Source organism: Nocardia beijingensis NBRC 16342 (assembly GCF_001612785.1).
GTDB classification, from domain to species: Bacteria; Actinomycetota; Actinomycetes; order Mycobacteriales; family Mycobacteriaceae; genus Nocardia; species Nocardia beijingensis.
The window spans coordinates 12,256-31,575 of record NZ_BDBC01000065.1; the positions used below are offsets into that span (position 1 = coordinate 12,256).

Genomic DNA, 19,320 nt, shown 5'->3' on the forward strand with positions numbered 1-19,320 from the left:
CGGCCGGTATCTACGTCAGCGCAGCGTGACCACGACCTTGCCGGTGGCCGTCCGGTTGTCCAGCGAGGCGACCGCCTCGGCCGCCTTGTCCAGCGGGTACAGCACCGGCTCCGGCGGCGCGATCTTGCCGGAGGCGAGCAGCGGTTCCACCTCGGCCCACTGCTCCTGCAGGTAGCCCGGATGCGACATCACCCACTCGCCCCACGCCGCGCCGGTCACCTCGACGTTCTTCAGCAGCAGCCGGTTGACCTTGACGGTCGGGATCTCGCCCGCGGTGAAGCCGACGACCAGCAACCGGCCCGCGGAGGCGAGCGACCGGATGCTGTCGGTGAAGCGGTCACCGCCGACCGGGTCGAGCACGATGTCGACGCCGCGGCCGCCGGTCAGTTCCTTCACCGCCGCCAGCCAGCCGTCGGTCAGCACCACGTCGGTGGCTCCGTTGGCGCGCGCTACCTCGGCCTTCGCCTCGGTGCTCACCACGGCGATCACCCGGCCCGCCCCGAGCGCGGCGGCCATGCGCAGCGTCGAGGTGCCGATGCCGCCCGCGGCGCCGTGCACGAGCACCGTCTCGCCTTCCGCCAGCCTGCCCCTGGTACGCAGGCAGAAGTGCACGGTGAGGTCGTTGAACAGGATGCCTGCGCCCGCCTCCAGCGAGACGTTGTCGGGCAGGCGGAACACCATCTGGGCCGGCGCGACGGCCGTCTCGGCCATCGCGTTGCCGAGCATGGTCAGCGCGATCACCCGGTCCCCCTTGCGCACGTGCGCGTCCTCGGGAGCTTCGCGGACGATGCCGGCGACCTCGCCGCCGACGACGAACGGCAATTCGGGCTTCATCTGGTACAGGCCGCGCGTCATCAGCACGTCGGGAAAGGCGACCCCGGCCGCGTGCACGTCGATCACAACGCCTCCCGGGAAAGCCACGGGCTCCGGGATGTCCACGATCCGGACCGCTTCCGGTCCTTCCAGCTTGCTGACCTGGGCTGCGCGCATGTGCCGACCTCTCTGTCCTCGCACCGGCCTGCTCCGCACCGGCGCCACACCGACAACATAACCGGCCCGCTCCGACGACGCCCGTCCGGACGCCCGATTTTGCTATGCTGGCCGCGACCTCGCGGTCGGGAGGGAAGGGGGATTCATGGTCGAGCAAAACCAGTCACAACCTGCGACGACGATGCAAGTCGATCCGGCGGCGCTGCGCTCGTTCGCGCAGACGCTGCACACGGAGGCCACCTCGGTCGCAGGCCTCGGCGGCGAGGGTTTCGGCGCCGTGGCCGGGGCGCTGCCCGGCACCGACTTCGGCCCGGTGGCCCAGCGCGCGAACGACGCCGCGCACCGCTGCCTGGAACGGATCGGCTCGCGGCTCACCGCGATCGCCGACAACCTGCACAACGCCGCGGGCAAGTACGAGCTGGCCGAGGACGATTTCGCGGCGAAACTCCGCACCATAGGACTCCAGGTGCCATGAGCCTCACCATCCCAGACGTCGAGAACTGGCAGCCGGAGCAGCTCACGGCGGCGGGCGCGCTCGCCGAACGGATGTCGCAGGGCCTGGACACCGCGGTCGGCAAGGGCGCGGACGACACGAAAGCGCTCGCCGACGCCAAGCAGTGGTCCGGCGCCGCGGGCGACGCCGCGAACGCCAGGATGCAGACCGAGAAGACCCGCGCCTCCGCCGTGAGCGCCGCGCTGCTCGAGCTGAAGACTGCCTTCACCACCCAGGTGCAGAATCTCACCGAGGCGAAAGCCAAGGTGCTGAGCCTGCGCGACGACGCGTCGAACCAGACGCCGCCGTTCGATGTCGCGCCCAACGGCACCGTGGACGCCAAGACGCGCATCGACTACCTGCGCTCGCACGCGGACAAGGCCGACGTCGAGGGGCTCGTCTTCCAGGAAGCGCTGCAGGCGGCCTCGCGGACGTGGGAGCTGACCAACGCGCTCAAGACCGCCGATGACGTCGCGAACCAGGCGAAGACCCAGGTCGAGGGCGCGGTCGGGAAGTTGGAGGCCGCTTTCGCCGGGCTCGGTGAGCCCGCCGCCAACGTGCCCGCGGCTCCCACCGCGCCCGCCGCCACCGCACCGGCCGCCACGTCGGGCACTCCGGTGGCCGCGCCTTCGTCGCACCACTCGAGCCAGCTCACCTCCGGGCACAACTCCGGTTCGCCGCATGGCACCTCGTCCGGCACGCCGTACCACGGCGGCCCGAGTTCGTCGGCGCCGTCCGGCCCCATGCCGACCGGGGACGTCGCGCAGTGGATCGCCCAAGCGAAGCAGAAGCTCATCGCGATGGGTTACAACCCCGCCGACCTCGACGAGCGGGCCATCGCGCTGATCATCGAGCACGAGTCCGCGGGCAATCCGTACGCGGAGAACCGCTGGGACAGCAACTGGGTGGCCGGACATCCGTCCAAGGGTCTGATGCAGACCATCGACAGCACGTTCAACGCCTACAAGGCGCCCGGCCACGACGACATCTGGAACCCGGTCGACAACATCATCGCCGGCGTGCGGTACTCCATCGACCGCTACGGCTCGCTCGGCAATGTCCCCGGCGTCGCGGCCGTGAACTCGGGCGGCGCGTACCAGGGTTACTGACCGGCGCACGGCCGTGCTCCACGCCCATCGAGCGCGGCAACCGGGTGTCGTCGGCACGCAAGACCCCCGTTTTTGCTGGCCCACGTCCCGGCTGACGGACTATTAAGGAGGTAGGGACGGCTCGACGCGAGGGTGTGACGTACGCCCCGTAAAGTCGTCACAACAGCACCGCACGAAGAAAACGCGGCACACCGTGCAGCGCGAGGAGCACAAGTGTCACTCGATCAGCCACTCGCCCCGCTTCCCCAGGAGGGCATGGGCTTTGCTTCGGCGTGGCCCATCCGGGCTGGCGATGTGGATCCCTACGACCGGTTGCGGTTCGACGCCGTCGCCCGCTACCTGCAAGATATCGCCTGGGAAAATCTGCATAGCACCTTCTTCCACCGCACCGACCCCAACTGGATCGTCCGGCGCACCGTCATCGACGTGATCCGGCCGATCGTGTGGCCGGACGAGGTGCGCCTGCTGCGGTGGTGCTCGGCGATGTCCACCCGGTGGACCAACATGCGCGTGCGAATCACCAGCGGCAACGGCGGGTTGATCGAGACCGAGGGCTTCTGGATCAATATCAGCGAGTCCACCGGCATGCCCGCCAGGATCAGCGACGAGGGCCTCGCCTACCTCGCCCGCACGTCCACCGAACACCGCCTGCGGTGGCGGCCCTACCTGACCGACGCCACACCGCCGGAGTCGGACACCGACTTGCCGTTCCCGGTGCGCGCCACCGATATCGACCAGTACAACCACGTCAACAATGCCTGTTACTGGCAAGCGGTGGAACAGTTCCTGGTGGAATATCCCAAGCTGCTCGCAGGCCCGCATCGCGCGGTGATCGAATACGTGGCGCCGGTGCTGGCGCGTCAGCACGTGAGCGTGCGCAGCCGGTACGAACCCGGTGACCGGACCGGCCAGCCGGTGCTGCGGCTGTGGTTCGTGGTCGGTGGGACCACTACGACCGTGGTCCGCATCATGCCATTGCCGGGCTCCCCCGGCTCCCCCGCCTCTCCGAGTTTTTAGGCCGTACCAGTCGCGAGCCACTGGAGTCGCGTTCAGGTCCTGCGTTGGGTGGCGCTCGGTATTCGGGCGTACCCGGTGAGTTACCCATGTACTTGCGAGATCAGTCGGCCGGTTCTCGCCGAGACGTTTCGCCGTGGCGGTGGCCCCGCCGAATGAGCGCTACGGCCCGAAAGCCCCGGTCGCCCGCGGAGGCGCGATCGGCGCGTACTCATTCTTTACGGCCGATACTCGGGGCACGTCGGCACCGTTCTATGAGTGGAGCCGGTCGGGTGCGGTGGTCCGACCGGCGTCCTGGATCGTCAGCCGCGGGCGGCTTTGAGCAGGTCTTCGCGGGTGGTGAACTTGACCCGGGGACGGCCTGCGGACTTGCCCGCGGTCTTTTCCGCCTGGTCGATCGCTCGCCAGCCCGCCCGGTCCACCAATTCGGCCTGACGCTCGGCGAGCAGCGCCTTCAACGCGGCGCGGTCCGCCTGCGGCGCGGCCAGTTTGCCTGCGGTGAAGTCGGCGAGCAGCAGCTCCACCGTCTCCTCGGCGTCGGTCCGGTTGGAACCGATGACGCCGCGCGGTCCCCGCTTGATCCACCCGCTGACGTACACGCCGCTCAGCAGCGTCCCGTCCGCGCCGACGACCCGGCCGTGCTCGTTCGGCACGACGCCGCGCCGCTCGTCGAACGGCAGCTCGCCGATCCGCTCGCCGCGGTAGCCGATGGAGCGCAGCACCAGCGAGGTCTCGATGCTCTCGGTGCGGTCGGTCGGCCGCGCCACGAGCTGACCGTCTTCTTCGAACAGCTCGTTGTGCACGATCTCGATGGACTCCACCCGATCGGTGCCGGTGAGCGCGGAGGGCGAGGTCAGATAGCGGAACACGATCCGCTTGTTGCCCTCGGCCCTGCGACCGCCCGCGTACTCCTTGGCCAGGGTGTACTTCAATGCCAGCGACGGCTCCACCTGCGGGTCGTCCACGAGCGCCTGGCTGGCGTGGTCGAGTCGCAGATCGTTCTCGTCCACGATGACGTCGACGCCCTTCAGATGCGCGAGCGCCAGGAACTCCGGCGAGGTGTAGGCCGCCTGCAGCGGGCCGCGCCTGCCCAGCACGACCACCTCGCGAATGTTGCTCTGCCGCAGGGCGTCCAGCGCGTGGTCGGCGATGTCGGTCTTGGCGAGCTCGTCCGGGTCGACGGTCAGCACCCGCGCCACGTCCAAGGCGACGTTGCCGTTGCCGACGATCACCGCGCGCTCGCCGGACAGATCGAAGGTCCGGTCGGCGTAGTCGGGGTGGCCGTTGTACCAGGCGACGAACTCGGTGGCGGAGTGGCTGCCGGGCAGGTCCTCGCCGGGGACGCCCATCCTGCGATCGCTCGAGGCGCCGACCGCGTAGATCACGGCGTGATGGTGGCGCAGCAATTCCTCGTGCGAGATGTGCGTGCCGACTTCGACATTCAGGTAGTACTGCAGCGTCTCGCGGCGGAACGCGGACTCGAACATGCCTGAGACCGTCTTGGTGCCGGGGTGGTCGGGCGCGACGCCCGCCCGCACCAGGCCCCACGGCGTCGGCAGCCGGTCGAACATCTCGACTTCCACGTCGGCCCTGCGCAGCAGTTCGTCGGCCGCGTAGCAGGCCGCGGGCCCGGCGCCGACGATCGCGACGCGCAGGGTGCCCAGTTCCTTCGGCGGACGCGCGGGCGTGACGATCGGATCGAAGTTCGACTCCAGCGGATGCCGTTGGAAATAGGCGGCATTGATGTCGCGGAATCGCGCCAGCGACGCGGTCAGATCGTCCTCGGAGAAGATGGCCTCCACCGGGCACGCGTCGACACAGGCGCCGCAGTCGATACAGGTGTCTGGGTCGATGTAGAGCATCTCGGTCGTCGCGAACTCCGGCTGGTCCGGAGTGGGACGGATGCAGTCGACCGGGCACTCGGAGACGCAGCTGGCGTCGTTGCAACAACGCTGCGTGATTACGTAGGCCATATTGTGCTGATCCTCGAAGAAGTACGTGGGCTGTGGCCACCCAGGGGTTGTGGTGGACAGGTGAGCGGTGTCCGTCACGTGCGCCGCGAGGATCGCCCGCGGCAGCCCGTGATGTGATGCCGCTTTCAGTTTGCCTCGAGTGTGGTCGGGACCTCTCCCCCGGAGGGCTTACCGTATCCCCATGGCGCGGACTCTGATCCTCATGCGGCACGGAAAGTCGGCCTATCCGGAGGGCGTCGACGATCACGAGCGACCGCTCGCGCCGCGCGGCAGGCGCGAGGCCGGACTCGCCGGCGAGTGGTTGCGCGCGACCCAGCCGCCGATCGACGCCGTTCGCTGCTCCACCGCCACCCGCACCAGGCAGACCCTGTCCTCGACCGGCATCACCGCGCCGGTGGTCTTCGAAGCGGGGATCTACGAGGCCGCGCCGGAAACGCTCATCGAGCTGATCCGCCTCAGCGACGACGACGTGGCGACCCTGCTGGTGGTCGGGCACGCGCCGGGCATGCCGTGGACGGCTTGGGAACTGGCGAGCAATCGCGACAGCGCCCCTGCGGTCGAACTCAGCCGGAAGTTCCCGACTTCAGCGCTCGCGGTGCTGCGCTTCGACCGCGACTGGGCCGACATCGATCCGGGTACCGGCGAGCTGGTGCGGTTCCACATCCCGCGCTGACCATGCGGTCAGCGCAGTAATCTGCCGCCGATCACGACGACCCCACCGAGCACGAGCAGCAGCGCGAACGCGGCGAGTCCCCCGAACAACCACCACACCACGCCGAGCGCGAGCGCGAACGGCGCGACCGCGATCGCGGTGATCACCGGGCTTTCCTTGACCGTCGCCCAGGCCGAACGAGCCCTGATCCGGTCGATGTCCTTTCCAGGCATGTGCCCAGGGTAGGCCGGAATCCGGGACTTTGTCGGTGCACGATGGAATGCTCGCCCGATGGATTGGAAAATCGAGCTCGTCGCCATTCCGGTGACCGACGTCGACCGCGCGAAGGACTTCTACACCAAGATCGGCTTCAACGCCGACCACGACCACCGGGTGAACGAGAATCTGCGCTTCGTTCAGCTGACACCGCCCGGGTCCGGCTGTTCGATCTGCCTCGGCGAAGGCATCACCGACGCGGAGCCGGGCAGCGTTCGGGGCATGCAGATGGTGGTCGCCAGCGCCGAAGACGCCTACCGCCAGCTGGTCGCCGCCGGTGTGGAGGCCACACCGGTCGAGGACCTCGGCTGGGGGCTGTTCACCTTCTTCGCCGACCCGGACGGCAACAAATGGGCCGTCCAGCAGTTGCCCGACTACAGCAGCTGATCGTCGGGAGAACAACCCGGAGAATGGGTCTTGCTTGGAGCGCACTCCAGGTGATTAGCGTCGTCAGTGTTCAACGAGAAGGGCGAGTGCAGTGAGCGAGCGTCGGCGAGGGAACCGAGGACACACGACGGAGGACCGGTCGTGAGCGAGACGGCCTCCGCGATGAGCGCGGGCGAGGACCGGGAGCTGCCGCGGTATTCGATCGGCGAGGTGTCCGAGCGATCGGGGCTGAGCCGGGATACGTTGCGCTGGTACGAACGGATCGGGCTGATGGACTACATCGGCCGGGACCATTCCGGCAAGCGCCGGTTCAGCGACCGGGATCTGGAATGGCTGGCGCTGATCGGGCGGCTGCGCACGACCGGCATGTCGGTGGCGGACATGGTTCGCTACGCCGAGCTGGTGCGGGCGGGAGACGCCACGCTCCCGCAGCGGCTGACGATGTTCCGGGACACCCGCGCCGAGGTACTCGCCAAGATCGATGAACTTCGTCAGACCCTGGCCGTGCTGGACTACAAGATCGCCCTCTACGAGGACAAAGTCGAGGCAGCCCCGCCGGCCGAGGTCATCGCGCACGACAGCGAAGGGATCAAGCTATGACGAGCACGGACACGCTGCCCACCACCACCCTGGGCGCCAGCGGCATCGAGGTGGGGACGCAGGGTCTGGGCTGCATGGGCATGAGCGAGTTCTACGGGCCCAGCGATCTCACCGAATCCAGGGCGACCCTGGATCGGGCACTGGAACTGGGTGTCACCCTGTTCGACACCGCCGATGTCTACGGCTCCGGGCACAACGAGGAATTCCTCAGCGATTTCGTCGGCGCCGAACGCGACCGGCTGGTGATCGCCACGAAGTTCGGCATCGTCCGCAAGGCCGACGACCCGGCCTACCGTGGCTTCGACAACTCCCCCGCCTACATTCGCGCCGCGGTGGACGGCAGCCTGCGCAGGCTGCGGATCGACACCATCGATCTGTACTACATGCACCGCAAGGACCCGGCCGTGCCGATCGAGGACACGGTCGGCGCGATGGCGGAATTGGTGCGGGAGGGCAAGGTGCGCGCTCTCGGGCTGTCCGAGGTGACGGGCGCCGAATTGCGGGCGGCGCACGCGGTGCATCCGATCGCGGCCGTGCAGTCGGAATGGTCACTGTTCTCCCGTGACGTCGAACGCACCGTGGTGCCCGCGGCGGCGGAGCTGGGCGTGACCTTCGTGCCGTACTCGCCGCTCGGTCGCGGTTTCCTGACCGGATCGTTCACCGGTACCGCGGACACGAGCGATTTCCGTTCCTCGATGCCGCGCTTCACCGGCGAGAACGCGACGCGCAACGCCGAGCTGCTCGATCCGCTGCGTGCCATCGCCGAGGCGCGTGGCATCACCCTGGCGCAGGTGGCGCTGGCCTGGGTGCACGCCCAGGCCGGTGTGCACGACCTCGCCGTGGTCCCGATCCCCGGCACGCGCAGCCGTACCCGGCTCGCCGACAACGTGGCTGCCGCGACCATTTCGCTCACCGCCGACGAACTGGCCGCGCTGGAGCCGATCGCGAGCCGGGTGGCCGGAACCCGGTACGCGGACATGTCGTTCACCTCGGCGGGCCGGGAATGACCCATCACCAGATCAGGAGAGGCCCATGTCGACGTTGACGCTCAATGTCCGCTTCACGGCGAAGCCTGGGCGCGAGTCGGAACTGAAGGATCTGCTGCAAGGGATGATCCAGCCCACGCTCGCGGAGGAGGGCTGCATCCGCTACGAGCTCTACCTGCATCCCACCGACGAGAGCCGGATGGTGTTGCTGGAGGAGTGGACCGACGAAGCCGCTCTGGCGGCGCACTTCCAGACGCCGCACTTGAAGGCGTTGGCGACGGCGCTGGAGGACATTCTGGTCGAACCGTTCCAACTGCGGCGGTTCACCGAGATCGGGTAGCGCGACGGTGGTCCGGGATCGTGTTCGGTCCCGGACCACCGCGAGTTCGTGCGGCCGAGCCGCTTCTCTGCCGACAGAACCCGGACCGGAGTCCGCTTTTCCGGTGGCGCGGTCCGTGGCGTTCATCGACGGGGACTAACATCCCACGAATATGAGCCCCGAAGCACCGCCAGATCGCCTCTGGATCGACAAACGGACGCCGACCGCGTTCCGCGCGCTGAACAGCGTCGCGAGCCAGGTCAGGGCCGCCGCCGCGGCGGCGGGGCTGGATCGCCGGATCATCGAGCTGATCAATCTGCGGGTCTCCCAGATCAACGGCTGCGCGTACTGCCTCGACGTGCACTACCGGGCCGCGCTGGCGGCCGGGGCCACCGAGCAGGAGATCGCGGTGCTGCCCGGATGGCGGCGCGGCGGCACGTACACCCCGTTCGAGCGGGCCGTGCTCGCGATCGCCGAGGTGACGGCGACGCTTCCCGACGAGCACGTCATCGAGCGCGAGTACGCTTCGGCTCGCCGGTATCTGACGGATGATCAGCTGTCCGTCGTCATCTGGGTGGCCACCACGATCGGCGCGTTCAACCGGGTCTCGATTCTCAGCAGGCATCCGGTGCACGCACGGAAGGAGAAGGGAACCATGACCGAATCGGCTTCGGAATCCAAGGTCGTCCGCAACGACGAGCGGCAGCGCTACGAGGTGTTCTACGGCGGTGAACTGGCCGGCTTCGCCGACTATCAGGAACGCGACGACGAGACGGTGTTCACGCACACCGAGGTCGACGGCGCGTTCTCCGGGAAGGGTCTCGGCTCGATCCTGGCCAAGAGCGCGATCGAGGACGCCGTCGAGCGCGGGCGCGTGATCCGTCCGGTGTGCCCGTTCATCAAGGCGTACCTGGACAAGCACCCCGACTACGACGAACACGTGATCGGCAAGGGCGTCGATCGGTGAGCGATCTCGATCCGCGCCCGGCCGAGACGCTGTGTGAACCCGCGCCGGGCCCCGGCCCGGTCGCGGAGCGGTATCCGGCACGCGAAGTGCCGCTGGGCGGGGTGCGCGGCGTGTACGTCGAACGCGTGCTGCCGCAACGCGATCTGCCCACCGTCGGCGCGTGGTGCTTCCTCGACCACTTCGGCTCGCCGACGGTGACCAAGACCGGTGCGCCGCCGGACATCGATCCGCATCCGCACATCGGCCTGCAAACGGTGACCTGGCCGTTCGAAGGCCGCATCCGGCATCGCGACTCCGTCGGGTCGGATGTGGAGATCGAACCGGGTCAGCTGAACCTGATGACCTCCGGCCGCGGCATCGCCCATTCCGAGTACGCGGTGCCCGGCGCTCCCGCCGGGCACGGATTGCAGCTGTGGATCGCGCTTCCTGGCGACCGCACCGGTATCGCCCCGCATTTCGAACAGCACCGCGAACTGCCGGTCGTCGAGGCGCCCGGCCTGCGCGCGATCGTGCTGATCGGATCGCTGGCCGGGAAGACGTCGCCTGCCATCGCCTACACGCCCATCGTCGGCGCCGACGTGCGGCTCGAGCCGGGAGCCGATGTCACGCTCCCGCTCGACCCCCGCTTCGAGCACGCGGTGCTCGTGATCGAGGGCGAGGTGAGCGTCGCGGGCCACGAACTCGCTACCGGACCGCTGCTGTATCTGGGCACCGATCGCGACGAACTCCAGCTCACCAGCGCGGGCGGCGCGCATTTCGCGCTGATCGGCGGCCAGCCGTTCAGCGAGGAACTGGTGATGTGGTGGAACTTCGTCGGCCGTAGCCACGAGGACATCCTCGGCGCCCGCGCCGATTGGGAGAATCACGACGTCACCCGCTTCGCCGACATCGCCGGCCACACCCCGCGGCAGCGCATACCCGCGCCGCCGCTGCCGGGACTGCATCTGAAGCCCCGTAAGCGCCGGATCGGCCCGGCCCGGGACTGAACCGCCATCTCAACCGGCTCGTCCCGCCGTCGTCGACGCCGCCCAACTCGGTGCCACTGCGGCCACAGCCCGAGACCGACGTCCGTTCCTGGTCGTAGGCGCCCGCGCTTCGGCTCCGCTCACGTCACCGCGACCGGAGCCGAAGCGCACGGACTCAGCCGCGGGCGAGCAGGGCGTCGAGTGCGCGGTAGCTCTCGTTGAGCCCGGACTCCATGCCGGACTGGAGCATTCCGTCGCGTTCCTGCGGCGTGTGGAACTGACTGTCGGTGACCACCTTGGTGCGGCCGTCGCCGAGGTCGACGAAGCTGACGCTGTCGATCGCCACATGGGCGGGCATGCCGTCCCACTCGAAGGAGTACACGATGCGCTCCTGCGGAGTGATCTCGCGGAAGCGGCCCTCGAATCCGTACGCCTCGCCCTCGGCGTGCTCCACGAAACGCCAGTGGCCTCCGGCACGGAACTCCCAGCGCTCGATATCGAGCCGATTGCCGCGCCCCCACCACTGGGCGAGCTGTTCGATCCTGCTGTAGGCGGCCCACACCCGCTCGCGCGGCGCGTCGAAGATCCGCTCGACGTGGATCGTGCGGTCGGTGTCGGTCGTGACGACGGCGTCGTTCGTGGTTGTGCTCATCGCTCCTGCTCCGTTCGTTCGAGGAATTCGCCCAGACGGTCCAGCCGCGCTTCCACCATCCGCCGGTAGCCCTGCATCCAGGCCACTTCGCGGTCGAAGACGTTCTCACCGAGGCGGCAGTACCGCACCCGGCCGCGTTTCTCCGTGACCACCATGCCCGCCGCCTCCAGCAACTGGATGTGCTTCTTGACGCCGGTGAGCGTCATCTCGAAGCGCTCCGCCAGCTCGCTGACGGTCGCGGGCCCACTGCCGAGGCGTTCGAGGATGCCACGCCGGGTGGGATCCGCGAGCGCTCCGAAGGAGGCGTCCAAGAAGTCATACTGAACCATCTAGTTCAGTGTTGCGCAGAAACGGACGCGCGTCAATAGGGAATCGCACGTCGGCATGTCCAGCGCCTCGGATGAACTGTCGCTCAACCCTTCTGATCGCGCCCGCAGGGCGGTATCTTGTCCGGACGAACCGGACACGGGGGCGGGACACGGAAAGAGCACGATGAGGATCTCGCAATTCACCGCGGCGACTCTGGTGGCGTTGGCGGCCACCGCACTCACCACGAGCGCCGCGCACGCGCAGCCCGCGCCCGCCGAAGCGCCGCTCGACCTGCACGGCACGTTCCATCAGGTCGCCTACGAGGTCGCCGCCAGCGAAGATCGCCGCGCGGCGGTGGCGACCATCCAGGACGGGACATTCGAGCTGACCCACGACGACCGGGTGGTGACGGTGGCCGACCGCGAGGGCCAGATCGTCGCCGCGCTGCCGATGACGCTGCGCATCGGTGACCAGCGGGTGGCACTGCGGCCCGTGCTCGAGGACGCGGGCCACCGCCTTACCGTCGCCCCGGTCGCGATGGCCGACGCGCCGCTGCGCGACATCGGCGCGCAGGAGCGGTTCTACGCCGAAGCCGAGAAGGTCATGCCGACCATCCTGGCGGGCGCCGGCATCGGCGCCGCCATCGGCTTCATCGTCGGATTCCCGTTGGGCCTGTTCGTGATCGACTTCATCACCGTCCCCGTCGCCGCGGTCGCGGGCGCCGCGATCGGCGCGATGGCCGGGTACGTCATCGGCGGTGGACAGCCCGCCGTCGACGCGGCGCTGGAGTACGTCACCGCGCCCTAATCGAGCCGGTCGGCGGGCGTCAGCCGCTGCGTACCGATCACCCGCAGCAGGTCGAGTTTCTCGGCCGCGTCCGTGCCGGGGCGCGGTAGGTAGACGAGCAGGCGCTGGGCGGCGTTGGGCGTGAGCAACGTTTCGCAGACGATGTCGATCAGCCCGACCTGCGGATGCAGGATGCGCTTGATGTCCGAGAGGCGCACGGACACTTCGTGTTCATTCCATAGCCGATCGAATTCCGCGCTCGCGGAGCGCAGTTGCGCGATGAACTCGACCACGTCCGCATCGGCCGCCCTGCGCGCGGCCGTGGCGCGCAGATCGGCGACGTGCCTGCGGCTGAGCCGGTCCCAGTCCTCCTCCGGGAAATTCGTGCGCGTGGACGGGTCGGTGAACCAGCGGTAGGCGTAGTACCGATCCCAGCCGCGCCGTTCGCCGTGATCGCCGACCAGCAAAGTGTGCATCCGGTTCTGCACGAGCACCTCGCCGAGATCGGTGACGACCGTGGCCGCGGTGTCGTCCAGCTTGGCGAGCAGGTGCATCAGGCCGGGGCCCACATGCTTGTCGGTCGTCTCGCTTCCCGGCGGGGCGTGGTCGCACAGATGGTAGAGGTGGTCGCGTTCGTCGTTGCCGAACCGCAGGGCGCGCGCGAGCGAGGCGAGCACCTGGATGGACGGACGCGGACCACGCGACTGCTCCAGCCGGGTGTAGTAGTCGGTCGAGATGCCCGCGAGCAGGGCGACCTCGTCGCGGCGCAGCCCCGGCGTGCGGCGCCGGATACCGGGTGGCAGGCCCACCTCGGCGGGCGTCAATTGCTCTCGGCGACGGCGCAGGAAATCGGCGAGTTCGGGGCGGTCCATGCCACCACTGTCCCCCGAGACCGCGTGCTCAGCCAGGGATCGCCGCTCCTACGACAAGCGATCTCTCCCGCCTCATGCCCGACCGGCGCAGGCTGGTCGCATGACGACAACGAAGATCGACGAAGTGCGACTCGGAGCCAGCGGCCCGACCGTGAGCCGCATCGGCCTCGGCGCCATGAGCATGTCCGGCGCGTACGGCGCGACCGACGACGCCGAATCGACCGCGACCATCCACGCGGCGCTCGACTCCGGCGTCAACCTCATCGACACCGGCGATTTCTACGGCGCGGGTCACAACGAGATGCTGATCGGCAAGGCCGTCGCCGAACGTCCCCGCGAGGACGTGGTGCTGAGCGTGAAATTCGGCGCGCTGCGCGGGCCCGACGGCGCTTTCGTCGGCATCGACAACCGCCCGGCCGCGCTGCGCAATTTCCTGAGCTACAGCCTGCGGCGGCTCGGTGTCGACTACATCGACATCTACCGCCCCGCCCGGCTGGACCCGAACGTGCCGATCGAGGACACCGTCGGCGCCATCGGCGAGCTGATCGAAGCCGGATACGTGCGGCACGTCGGCCTGTCCGAGGTCGGCCCGGAAACCATCCGGCGCGCCGCGGCCGCGCATCCCATCACGGACCTGCAGATCGAGTACTCGCTGCTCTCGCGGGGCATCGAGGAGCGCATCCTGCCCGTCTGCCGCGAGCTCGGCATCAGCGTCACGGCCTACGGCGTGCTCTCGCGCGGCCTGCTCAGCGATGCGATCCAACCCGGCGCCACCTTCGCCCCGTCGGACTTCCGCGCACACAGCCCGCGTTTCCAGGGCGAGAACCTCGACCGGAATCTCGAACTGGTGCGCGCGCTGACCGAGATCGCGGCACGCAAGGACGCCTCGGTGGCGCAACTGGCCATCGCCTGGGCGCTGACCCGCGGCGAGGACATCGTTCCGCTCATCGGCACCCGCCGACGCGAACGCTGGGCGGAAGCCGTACGCGCGCTAGACCTTTCGCTCACGGAGGACGAGTTGTCCACCATCGAGTCGGCCGTGCCCGCCGACCGGGTGGCGGGTGAACGCTACGCCACGGCGCAGATGGCGATGCTCGACAGCGAGCAGTGAGACGCGTCCGGAGCGTGGTCGGCCGGCCGCGCTTCGGACCACCCACCCAGCCGAGCACACCTACGGCGTGATCAGGATCGGCGCGGACGGAGCACGGCCGTGAATGCCGCCGCGGCGACAGTCCTTCCGGTGTTGTCGGTGATGTCCACCGGAACTTCCAGTTCGAGTGGCACTTTCGCATCGATGTCCGCCCGCATCTTCGCCAGCGTCTCGTCGGAGAACGCGGAGGTCGCGCGAAAGGGCCCCGCCTCCCCTTTGGCGCGGGCCTTGTACTCGATACGCCCGTCCTTGGCGACGATGAACGTATCCCCCATCAGGTCCACGATTCCGGACACCGACGCGCCCATCGCCGCGGTCTCGGCCATCCCGAACAACACCGCGGCGTGCAGATCCCCGTTGTGATTCAGATGTTCCGCCCGCGGCACGATCGACACCACGTTGCGCCCGGCCGCGAACTCCTCCCATTCCACTCCCGCGTACTGGATGAACCCCAGCTTCCGGAACCCGGCCACCACCAGGTCCGCCAACGCCACGCCGTCCACCGCCACCTCCAGGAGCAGAACTGAAACCTGTTCTACTTTTACTGGCTCACGCGCCGGTTGTCCACCACGCGGAAACGAATCCGGCCCCCGCTCCAGAACGGAGCGGGGGCCGGATGCCTTACGGCTGACGGATCAGCGGTAGTCGCTGAAGCCGTAGTCGTCCAGCGGAACCGCGGCGCCGGTGGTCTGACCGAAGCTGTCCGGGCTGTAGTAGGTGTCGTCGTAGGACGGCACCGCGTACGCGGCGGCACGAGCTTCCTCGGTCGGCTGCACCTGGATGTTGCGGTAGCGGTTGATACCGGTACCGGCCGGGATCAGCTTGCCGATGATCACGTTCTCCTTGAGGCCGATGAGCTTGTCGGAGCGGCAGTTGATCGCCGCGTCCGTCAGAACCCTGGTGGTCTCCTGGAAGGACGCCGCCGACAGCCACGAGTCGGTGGCCAGCGACGCCTTGGTGATACCCATCAGCACCGGGCGACCCGCCGCGGGCTCGTTGCCCTCGGCGACGACGCGACGGTTGGCGGCCTCGAACTCGGCGCGCTCGGTGAGCGAGCCGGGCAGGAACTCCGTGGCGCCCGAGTCGATGATCGTCACGCGACGCAGCATCTGGCGCACGATGACCTCGATGTGCTTGTCGTGGATCGACACACCCTGCGACCGGTAGACCTCCTGGACCTCGTGAACCAGGTGGACCTGAACCTGACGCGGGCCCATGATGCGCAGCACCTCGTGCGGATCCGCCGCGCCTTCCAGCAGCTGCTGGCCGACCTCGACGTGGTCGCCGTCGGAGAGCAGGCGCTCGGTGCCGTCGTCGTGCTTGAACACCCGCAGACGCTGCCGCTTCGAGAGCTTGTCGTAGACAACCTCTTCGCCACCGTCATCCGGGATGATGGTGATCTTGTAGAAGCGATCGTCGTCCTCCAGCCGCACGCGACCGGAGACCTCGGCGATGGGCGCCTTGCCCTTCGGCACGCGCGCCTCGAACAGCTCCTGCACCCGGGGCAGACCGCCGGTGATGTCGTCACCAGCGACACCACCCTGGTGGAAGGTACGCATGGTCAGCTGGGTACCGGGCTCACCGATGGACTGCGCGGCGACGATACCGACGGCCTCACCGATGTCGACCAGCTTGCCGGTCGCCATGGAGCGGCCGTAGCAGGTCGCGCACACGCCGGTGCCGGTGGTGCAGGTCAGCACGGAGCGGACCTTCACCTCGGTGATGCCTGCCTCCAGCAGTGCCTCCAGCGCGGGATCGCCGAGGTCGGCGCCCTTCGCCACGATGACGTTGCCCTGCGCGTCGACCGCGTCGGCCGCGAGCGTGCGCGCGTAGGTGGAGGTCTCCACATGCGCGTCGCGGATGATCGAGCCGTCGAGCTGCTTCTCCGCGATCGGCACCACGATGCCGCGCTCGGTGCCGCAGTCGTGCTCGCGCACGATGACGTCCTGCGAGACGTCCACCAGACGACGGGTCAGGTAACCCGAGTCGGCGGTGCGCAGCGCGGTGTCGGCCAGACCCTTACGAGCGCCGTGGGTGTTGATGAAGTACTCCAGAACCGTCAGGCCCTCACGGAAGGAGGACTTGATCGGCCGCGGGATGAACTCACCCTTCGGGTTCGTCACCAGGCCCTTCATACCGGCGAGGGTACGGGTCTGGGTGAAGTTACCCGTGGCGCCCGAGTCGACGATCGTGATGATCGGGTTGTCGGCCGGGTAGTGCGCGCGCAGCGCCTTACCGACCTCCTCGGTCGCCTCCTGCCAGATCTTGACCAAGGCGTTGTTGCGCTCCTGGTGATCGAGCGCACCACGCTGGTACTTCTTCTCGATCTGATCCGACTGCGCTTCGTAGCGCTCCATGATCTCGGCCTTCTCCGGCGGCACGAGCACGTCGGACATCGAGACCGTCACGCCGGAACGCGTGGCCCAGTAGAAGCCTGCGTCCTTGAGCTTGTCGACGGTCTGCGCGACCACGATCATCGGGTAACGCTCGGCGAGATCGTTGATGATCGTCGCCTGGCGCTTCTTGGGCATCTGCTCGTTGATGAACGCGTAGTCCACGGGCAGCAGCTCGTTGAACAGCACCCGGCCCAGCGTGGTCTCGATGGTCCACGCGTCGCCGCGACGCCAGCCCTCCGGGAACAGCTGCGCCTCGATCTCCTTCGGCGGACGCTGGTCGGTCAGCCGGACCTTGATCAGCGAACGCACGGTGAGCTCACCGCGGTCCACCGCCATCTGCGCCTCGGCGGGCGAGGAGTACACGCCCCGCTCCGGTCCTTCGGCGGTGGCCGGCTGGTAGGAGCCCTTCGCGCCCTCTTCCAGACGGGTCAGGTAGTACAGGCCGGTCACCATGTCCAGACGCGGCATGGCCAGCGGCCTGCCCGACGCGGGCGAGAGGATGTTGTTCGACGACAGCATCAGCACGCGCGCCTCGGCCTGCGCCTCCGCCGACAGCGGCAGGTGCACGGCCATCTGGTCACCGTCGAAGTCGGCGTTGAACGCCTCACACACCAGCGGGTGCAGCTGGATGGCCTTGCCTTCCACCAGCTGCGGCTCGAAGGCCTGGATACCGAGGCGGTGCAGGGTGGGCGCACGGTTCAGCAGCACCGGGTGTTCGGCGATGACCTCTTCGAGGACGTCCCACACCTGCGGCCGCTGCCGCTCCACCATCCGCTTGGCCGACTTGATGTTCTGCGCGTGGTTCAGGTCGACCAGGCGCTTCATCACGAACGGCTTGAACAGCTCCAGCGCCATCAGCTTGGGCAGACCGCACTGGTGCAGCTTCAGCTGCGGACCGACGACGATGACCGAACGGCCCGAGTAGTCGACGCGCTTACCGAGCAGGTTCTGACGGAAGCGGCCCTGCTTGCCCTTGAGCAGGTCGGACAGCGACTTGAGCGGACGGTTGCCCGGTCCGGTGACCGGACGGCCGCGGCGGCCGTTGTCGAACAGGGCGTCGACCGACTCCTGCAGCATCCGCTTCTCGTTGTTGACGATGATCTCGGGCGCGCCGAGGTCGATCAGTCGCTTGAGGCGGTTGTTGCGGTTGATCACGCGACGGTACAGGTCGTTCAGGTCGGAGGTGGCGAAGCGGCCACCGTCGAGCTGAACCATCGGGCGCAGCTCCGGCGGGATCACCGGAACGGCGTCGAGCACCATGCCCATCGGCGAGTTGCCGTTGGCCTGGAACGCCGCGACGACCTTGAGCCGCTTGAGCGCGCGCAGCTTCTTCTGGCCCTTGCCGGTGCGGATGGTCTCGCGCAGCGACTCGGCCTCGGCCTCGATGTCGAAGCTCTCCATCAGCTTCTGGATCGACTCCGCGCCCATCGCGCCGGTGAAGTACTCGCCGTAGCGGTCGACCAGCTCGCGGTAGAGCACCTCGTCGACGATGAGCTGCTTGGGCGCCAGCTTGGTGAAGGTGTTCCAGATCTCGTCCAGCCGGTCCAGCTCGCGCTGGGCCCGGTCGCGGAGCTGGCGCATCTCACGCTCGCCGCCGTCCTTGACCTTGCGGCGGACGTCGGACTTGGCGCCTTCGGCCTCCAGCTCGGCCAGGTCGGCCTCGAGCTTCTGGGCGCGGGCCTCGAGGTCGGCGTCGCGCTGGTCGGCGACCGCCTTCTTCTCGACCTCCATCTCGGCCTCGAGCGTGGACAGCTCGTTGTGCCGCAGCTCCTCGTCGACCGCCACGATGACGTAGGCGGCGAAGTAGATGATCTTCTCCAGATCCTTCGGCGCCAGGTCGAGCAGGTAGCCCAGGCGCGACGGCACGCCCTTGAAGTACCAGATGTGGGTGACCGGAGCGGCCAGCTCGATGTGGCCCATGCGCTCGCGGCGCACCTTGGCGCGAGTCACCTCGACGCCACAGCGCTCACAGATGATGCCCTTGAAGCGGACGCGCTTGTACTTGCCGCAGTAGCACTCCCAGTCCCGGGTGGGACCGAAGATCTTCTCGCAGAACAGGCCGTCCTTCTCCGGCTTGAGCGTGCGGTAGTTGATGGTCTCCGGCTTCTTCACCTCGCCGTAGGACCACTGACGGATGTCGTCGGCGGTGGCGAGGCCGATCCGGAGTTCATCGAAGAAGTTGACGTCTAGCACGTAACTTCCTTTCCCCTGTGCGGGTCGAATTCGAGCAAAAGTTCACTAGTTGGGTAATCCGTTGCGGGAGGCCGGACGCCGTGCGATGACGGCATCCGGCCGACCGCCTAGTTCGCCAGATCGTCGACGGTGGCGGCTTCGTTCCTCGACAGGTTGATGCCGAGGTTCGCCGCGGCGCGCTCCAGGTCCTCGTCCTCGCCTTCGCGCAGCTCGATCGCGGCGCCGTCGGAC

At 68.3% G+C, this 19,320-nt stretch carries 21 protein-coding genes; 12 read left to right on the forward strand and 9 right to left on the reverse strand.

Annotated features, from left to right (window positions below; all coding sequences use genetic code 11):
- Positions 1-15 precede the first annotated feature (15 nt).
- Positions 16-990 carry an NADPH:quinone oxidoreductase family protein gene (locus tag NB3_RS29950; protein ID WP_067809963.1) on the reverse strand — a complete coding sequence of 325 codons (975 nt, stop codon included), beginning with the start codon at positions 988-990 and terminating at the stop codon, positions 16-18.
- Positions 991-1,135: 145 nt separating this feature from the next.
- On the opposite strand from NB3_RS29950, the gene NB3_RS29955 reads away from it, so the two are divergent.
- The 3 genes from NB3_RS29955 (at position 1,136) to NB3_RS29965 (ending at position 3,609) form a co-directional block, all read left to right on the forward strand.
- Positions 1,136-1,465 carry a type VII secretion target gene (locus NB3_RS29955; protein WP_067809964.1) on the forward strand — a complete coding sequence of 110 codons (330 nt, stop codon included), beginning with the start codon at positions 1,136-1,138 and terminating at the stop codon, positions 1,463-1,465.
- Complete coding sequence (locus tag NB3_RS29960) at positions 1,462-2,592, forward strand: transglycosylase SLT domain-containing protein (RefSeq protein ID WP_067809966.1); 1,131 nt, start codon at positions 1,462-1,464, stop codon at positions 2,590-2,592. The genes NB3_RS29955 and NB3_RS29960 overlap by 4 nt, the downstream gene beginning before the upstream one ends.
- Before the next feature lie 213 nt (positions 2,593-2,805).
- Entirely contained in the window at positions 2,806-3,609 is an 804-nt protein-coding gene (locus NB3_RS29965; protein ID WP_067809967.1) for an acyl-[acyl-carrier-protein] thioesterase, read from the forward strand.
- Between the two features lie 299 nt (positions 3,610-3,908).
- Here NB3_RS29965 and NB3_RS29970 read toward each other — a convergent pair whose 3' ends face one another.
- Entirely contained in the window at positions 3,909-5,579 is a 1,671-nt protein-coding gene (locus tag NB3_RS29970; protein WP_067809968.1) for an FAD-dependent oxidoreductase, read from the reverse strand.
- Between the two features lie 181 nt (positions 5,580-5,760).
- Here NB3_RS29970 and NB3_RS29975 point away from each other — a divergent pair, with 181 nt between their 5' ends.
- A complete protein-coding gene (locus NB3_RS29975; RefSeq protein WP_067809971.1) occupies positions 5,761-6,252 on the forward strand; it encodes a SixA phosphatase family protein in 492 nt (163 codons plus the stop codon).
- Between the two features lie 8 nt (positions 6,253-6,260).
- Here NB3_RS29975 and NB3_RS29980 read toward each other — a convergent pair whose 3' ends face one another.
- Entirely contained in the window at positions 6,261-6,464 is a 204-nt protein-coding gene (locus NB3_RS29980) for a hypothetical protein (RefSeq protein WP_067809973.1), read from the reverse strand.
- 58 nt (positions 6,465-6,522) lie between these two features.
- Here NB3_RS29980 and NB3_RS29985 point away from each other — a divergent pair, with 58 nt between their 5' ends.
- From NB3_RS29985 to NB3_RS30010, 6 genes are all read left to right on the forward strand, one after another.
- The gene (locus NB3_RS29985) at positions 6,523-6,894 is read left to right on the forward strand and encodes a glyoxalase superfamily protein (protein ID WP_067809975.1); all 372 of its coding nucleotides are present in this window, start codon (positions 6,523-6,525) and stop codon (positions 6,892-6,894) included.
- Positions 6,895-7,035: 141 nt separating this feature from the next.
- The gene (locus tag NB3_RS29990; protein ID WP_244892146.1) at positions 7,036-7,494 is read left to right on the forward strand and encodes a MerR family transcriptional regulator; all 459 of its coding nucleotides are present in this window, start codon (positions 7,036-7,038) and stop codon (positions 7,492-7,494) included.
- Positions 7,491-8,501, forward strand: a complete 1,011-nt coding sequence (locus tag NB3_RS29995) for an aldo/keto reductase (protein WP_067809977.1) — start codon at positions 7,491-7,493, stop codon at positions 8,499-8,501. The genes NB3_RS29990 and NB3_RS29995 overlap by 4 nt, the downstream gene beginning before the upstream one ends.
- A 25-nt stretch (positions 8,502-8,526) precedes the next feature.
- Complete coding sequence (locus tag NB3_RS30000; RefSeq protein ID WP_067809979.1) at positions 8,527-8,820, forward strand: putative quinol monooxygenase; 294 nt, start codon at positions 8,527-8,529, stop codon at positions 8,818-8,820.
- Between the two features lie 151 nt (positions 8,821-8,971).
- Positions 8,972-9,766 (forward strand): GNAT family N-acetyltransferase, encoded by a 795-nt coding sequence (locus tag NB3_RS30005; protein WP_067809981.1) that lies wholly within the window; start codon positions 8,972-8,974, stop codon positions 9,764-9,766.
- Positions 9,763-10,752 carry a pirin family protein gene (locus NB3_RS30010; RefSeq protein ID WP_067809983.1) on the forward strand — a complete coding sequence of 330 codons (990 nt, stop codon included), beginning with the start codon at positions 9,763-9,765 and terminating at the stop codon, positions 10,750-10,752. The genes NB3_RS30005 and NB3_RS30010 overlap by 4 nt, the downstream gene beginning before the upstream one ends.
- 154 nt (positions 10,753-10,906) lie before the next feature.
- On the opposite strand, the gene NB3_RS30015 is transcribed toward NB3_RS30010, so the two are convergent.
- Both NB3_RS30015 and NB3_RS30020 read right to left on the reverse strand, forming a co-directional pair.
- On the reverse strand, positions 10,907-11,383 hold the full coding sequence (locus NB3_RS30015) for an SRPBCC family protein (protein WP_067809985.1): 477 nt from the start codon (positions 11,381-11,383) through the stop codon (positions 10,907-10,909).
- A complete protein-coding gene (locus NB3_RS30020) occupies positions 11,380-11,712 on the reverse strand; it encodes an ArsR/SmtB family transcription factor (protein ID WP_067809987.1) in 333 nt (110 codons plus the stop codon). Before NB3_RS30020 ends, NB3_RS30015 begins: the two co-directional genes overlap by 4 nt.
- A gap of 163 nt (positions 11,713-11,875) precedes the next feature.
- On the opposite strand from NB3_RS30020, the gene NB3_RS30025 reads away from it, so the two are divergent.
- Positions 11,876-12,499 carry a DUF8020 domain-containing protein gene (locus NB3_RS30025; RefSeq protein WP_067809989.1) on the forward strand — a complete coding sequence of 208 codons (624 nt, stop codon included), beginning with the start codon at positions 11,876-11,878 and terminating at the stop codon, positions 12,497-12,499.
- On the opposite strand, the gene NB3_RS30030 is transcribed toward NB3_RS30025, so the two are convergent.
- Positions 12,496-13,350: a helix-turn-helix transcriptional regulator gene (locus NB3_RS30030; protein WP_067809990.1), complete on the reverse strand. Its 855-nt coding sequence runs from the start codon at positions 13,348-13,350 to the stop codon at positions 12,496-12,498. The genes NB3_RS30025 and NB3_RS30030 overlap by 4 nt on opposite strands.
- A gap of 100 nt (positions 13,351-13,450) precedes the next feature.
- Between NB3_RS30030 and NB3_RS30035 the strand changes: the two genes are divergently transcribed.
- A complete protein-coding gene (locus NB3_RS30035; protein WP_067809992.1) occupies positions 13,451-14,461 on the forward strand; it encodes an aldo/keto reductase in 1,011 nt (336 codons plus the stop codon).
- Between the two features lie 71 nt (positions 14,462-14,532).
- Here NB3_RS30035 and NB3_RS30040 read toward each other — a convergent pair whose 3' ends face one another.
- The 3 genes from NB3_RS30040 to NB3_RS36870 all read right to left on the reverse strand — a co-directional run.
- Entirely contained in the window at positions 14,533-14,994 is a 462-nt protein-coding gene (locus tag NB3_RS30040; RefSeq protein ID WP_244892147.1) for a PaaI family thioesterase, read from the reverse strand.
- A gap of 141 nt (positions 14,995-15,135) precedes the next feature.
- Positions 15,136-19,089: a DNA-directed RNA polymerase subunit beta' gene (locus NB3_RS30045; RefSeq protein ID WP_067809994.1), complete on the reverse strand. Its 3,954-nt coding sequence runs from the start codon at positions 19,087-19,089 to the stop codon at positions 15,136-15,138.
- Between the two features lie 107 nt (positions 19,090-19,196).
- A partial coding sequence (locus tag NB3_RS36870; protein ID WP_371855949.1) for a hypothetical protein occupies positions 19,197-19,320 on the reverse strand: 124 nt, incomplete at its 5' end.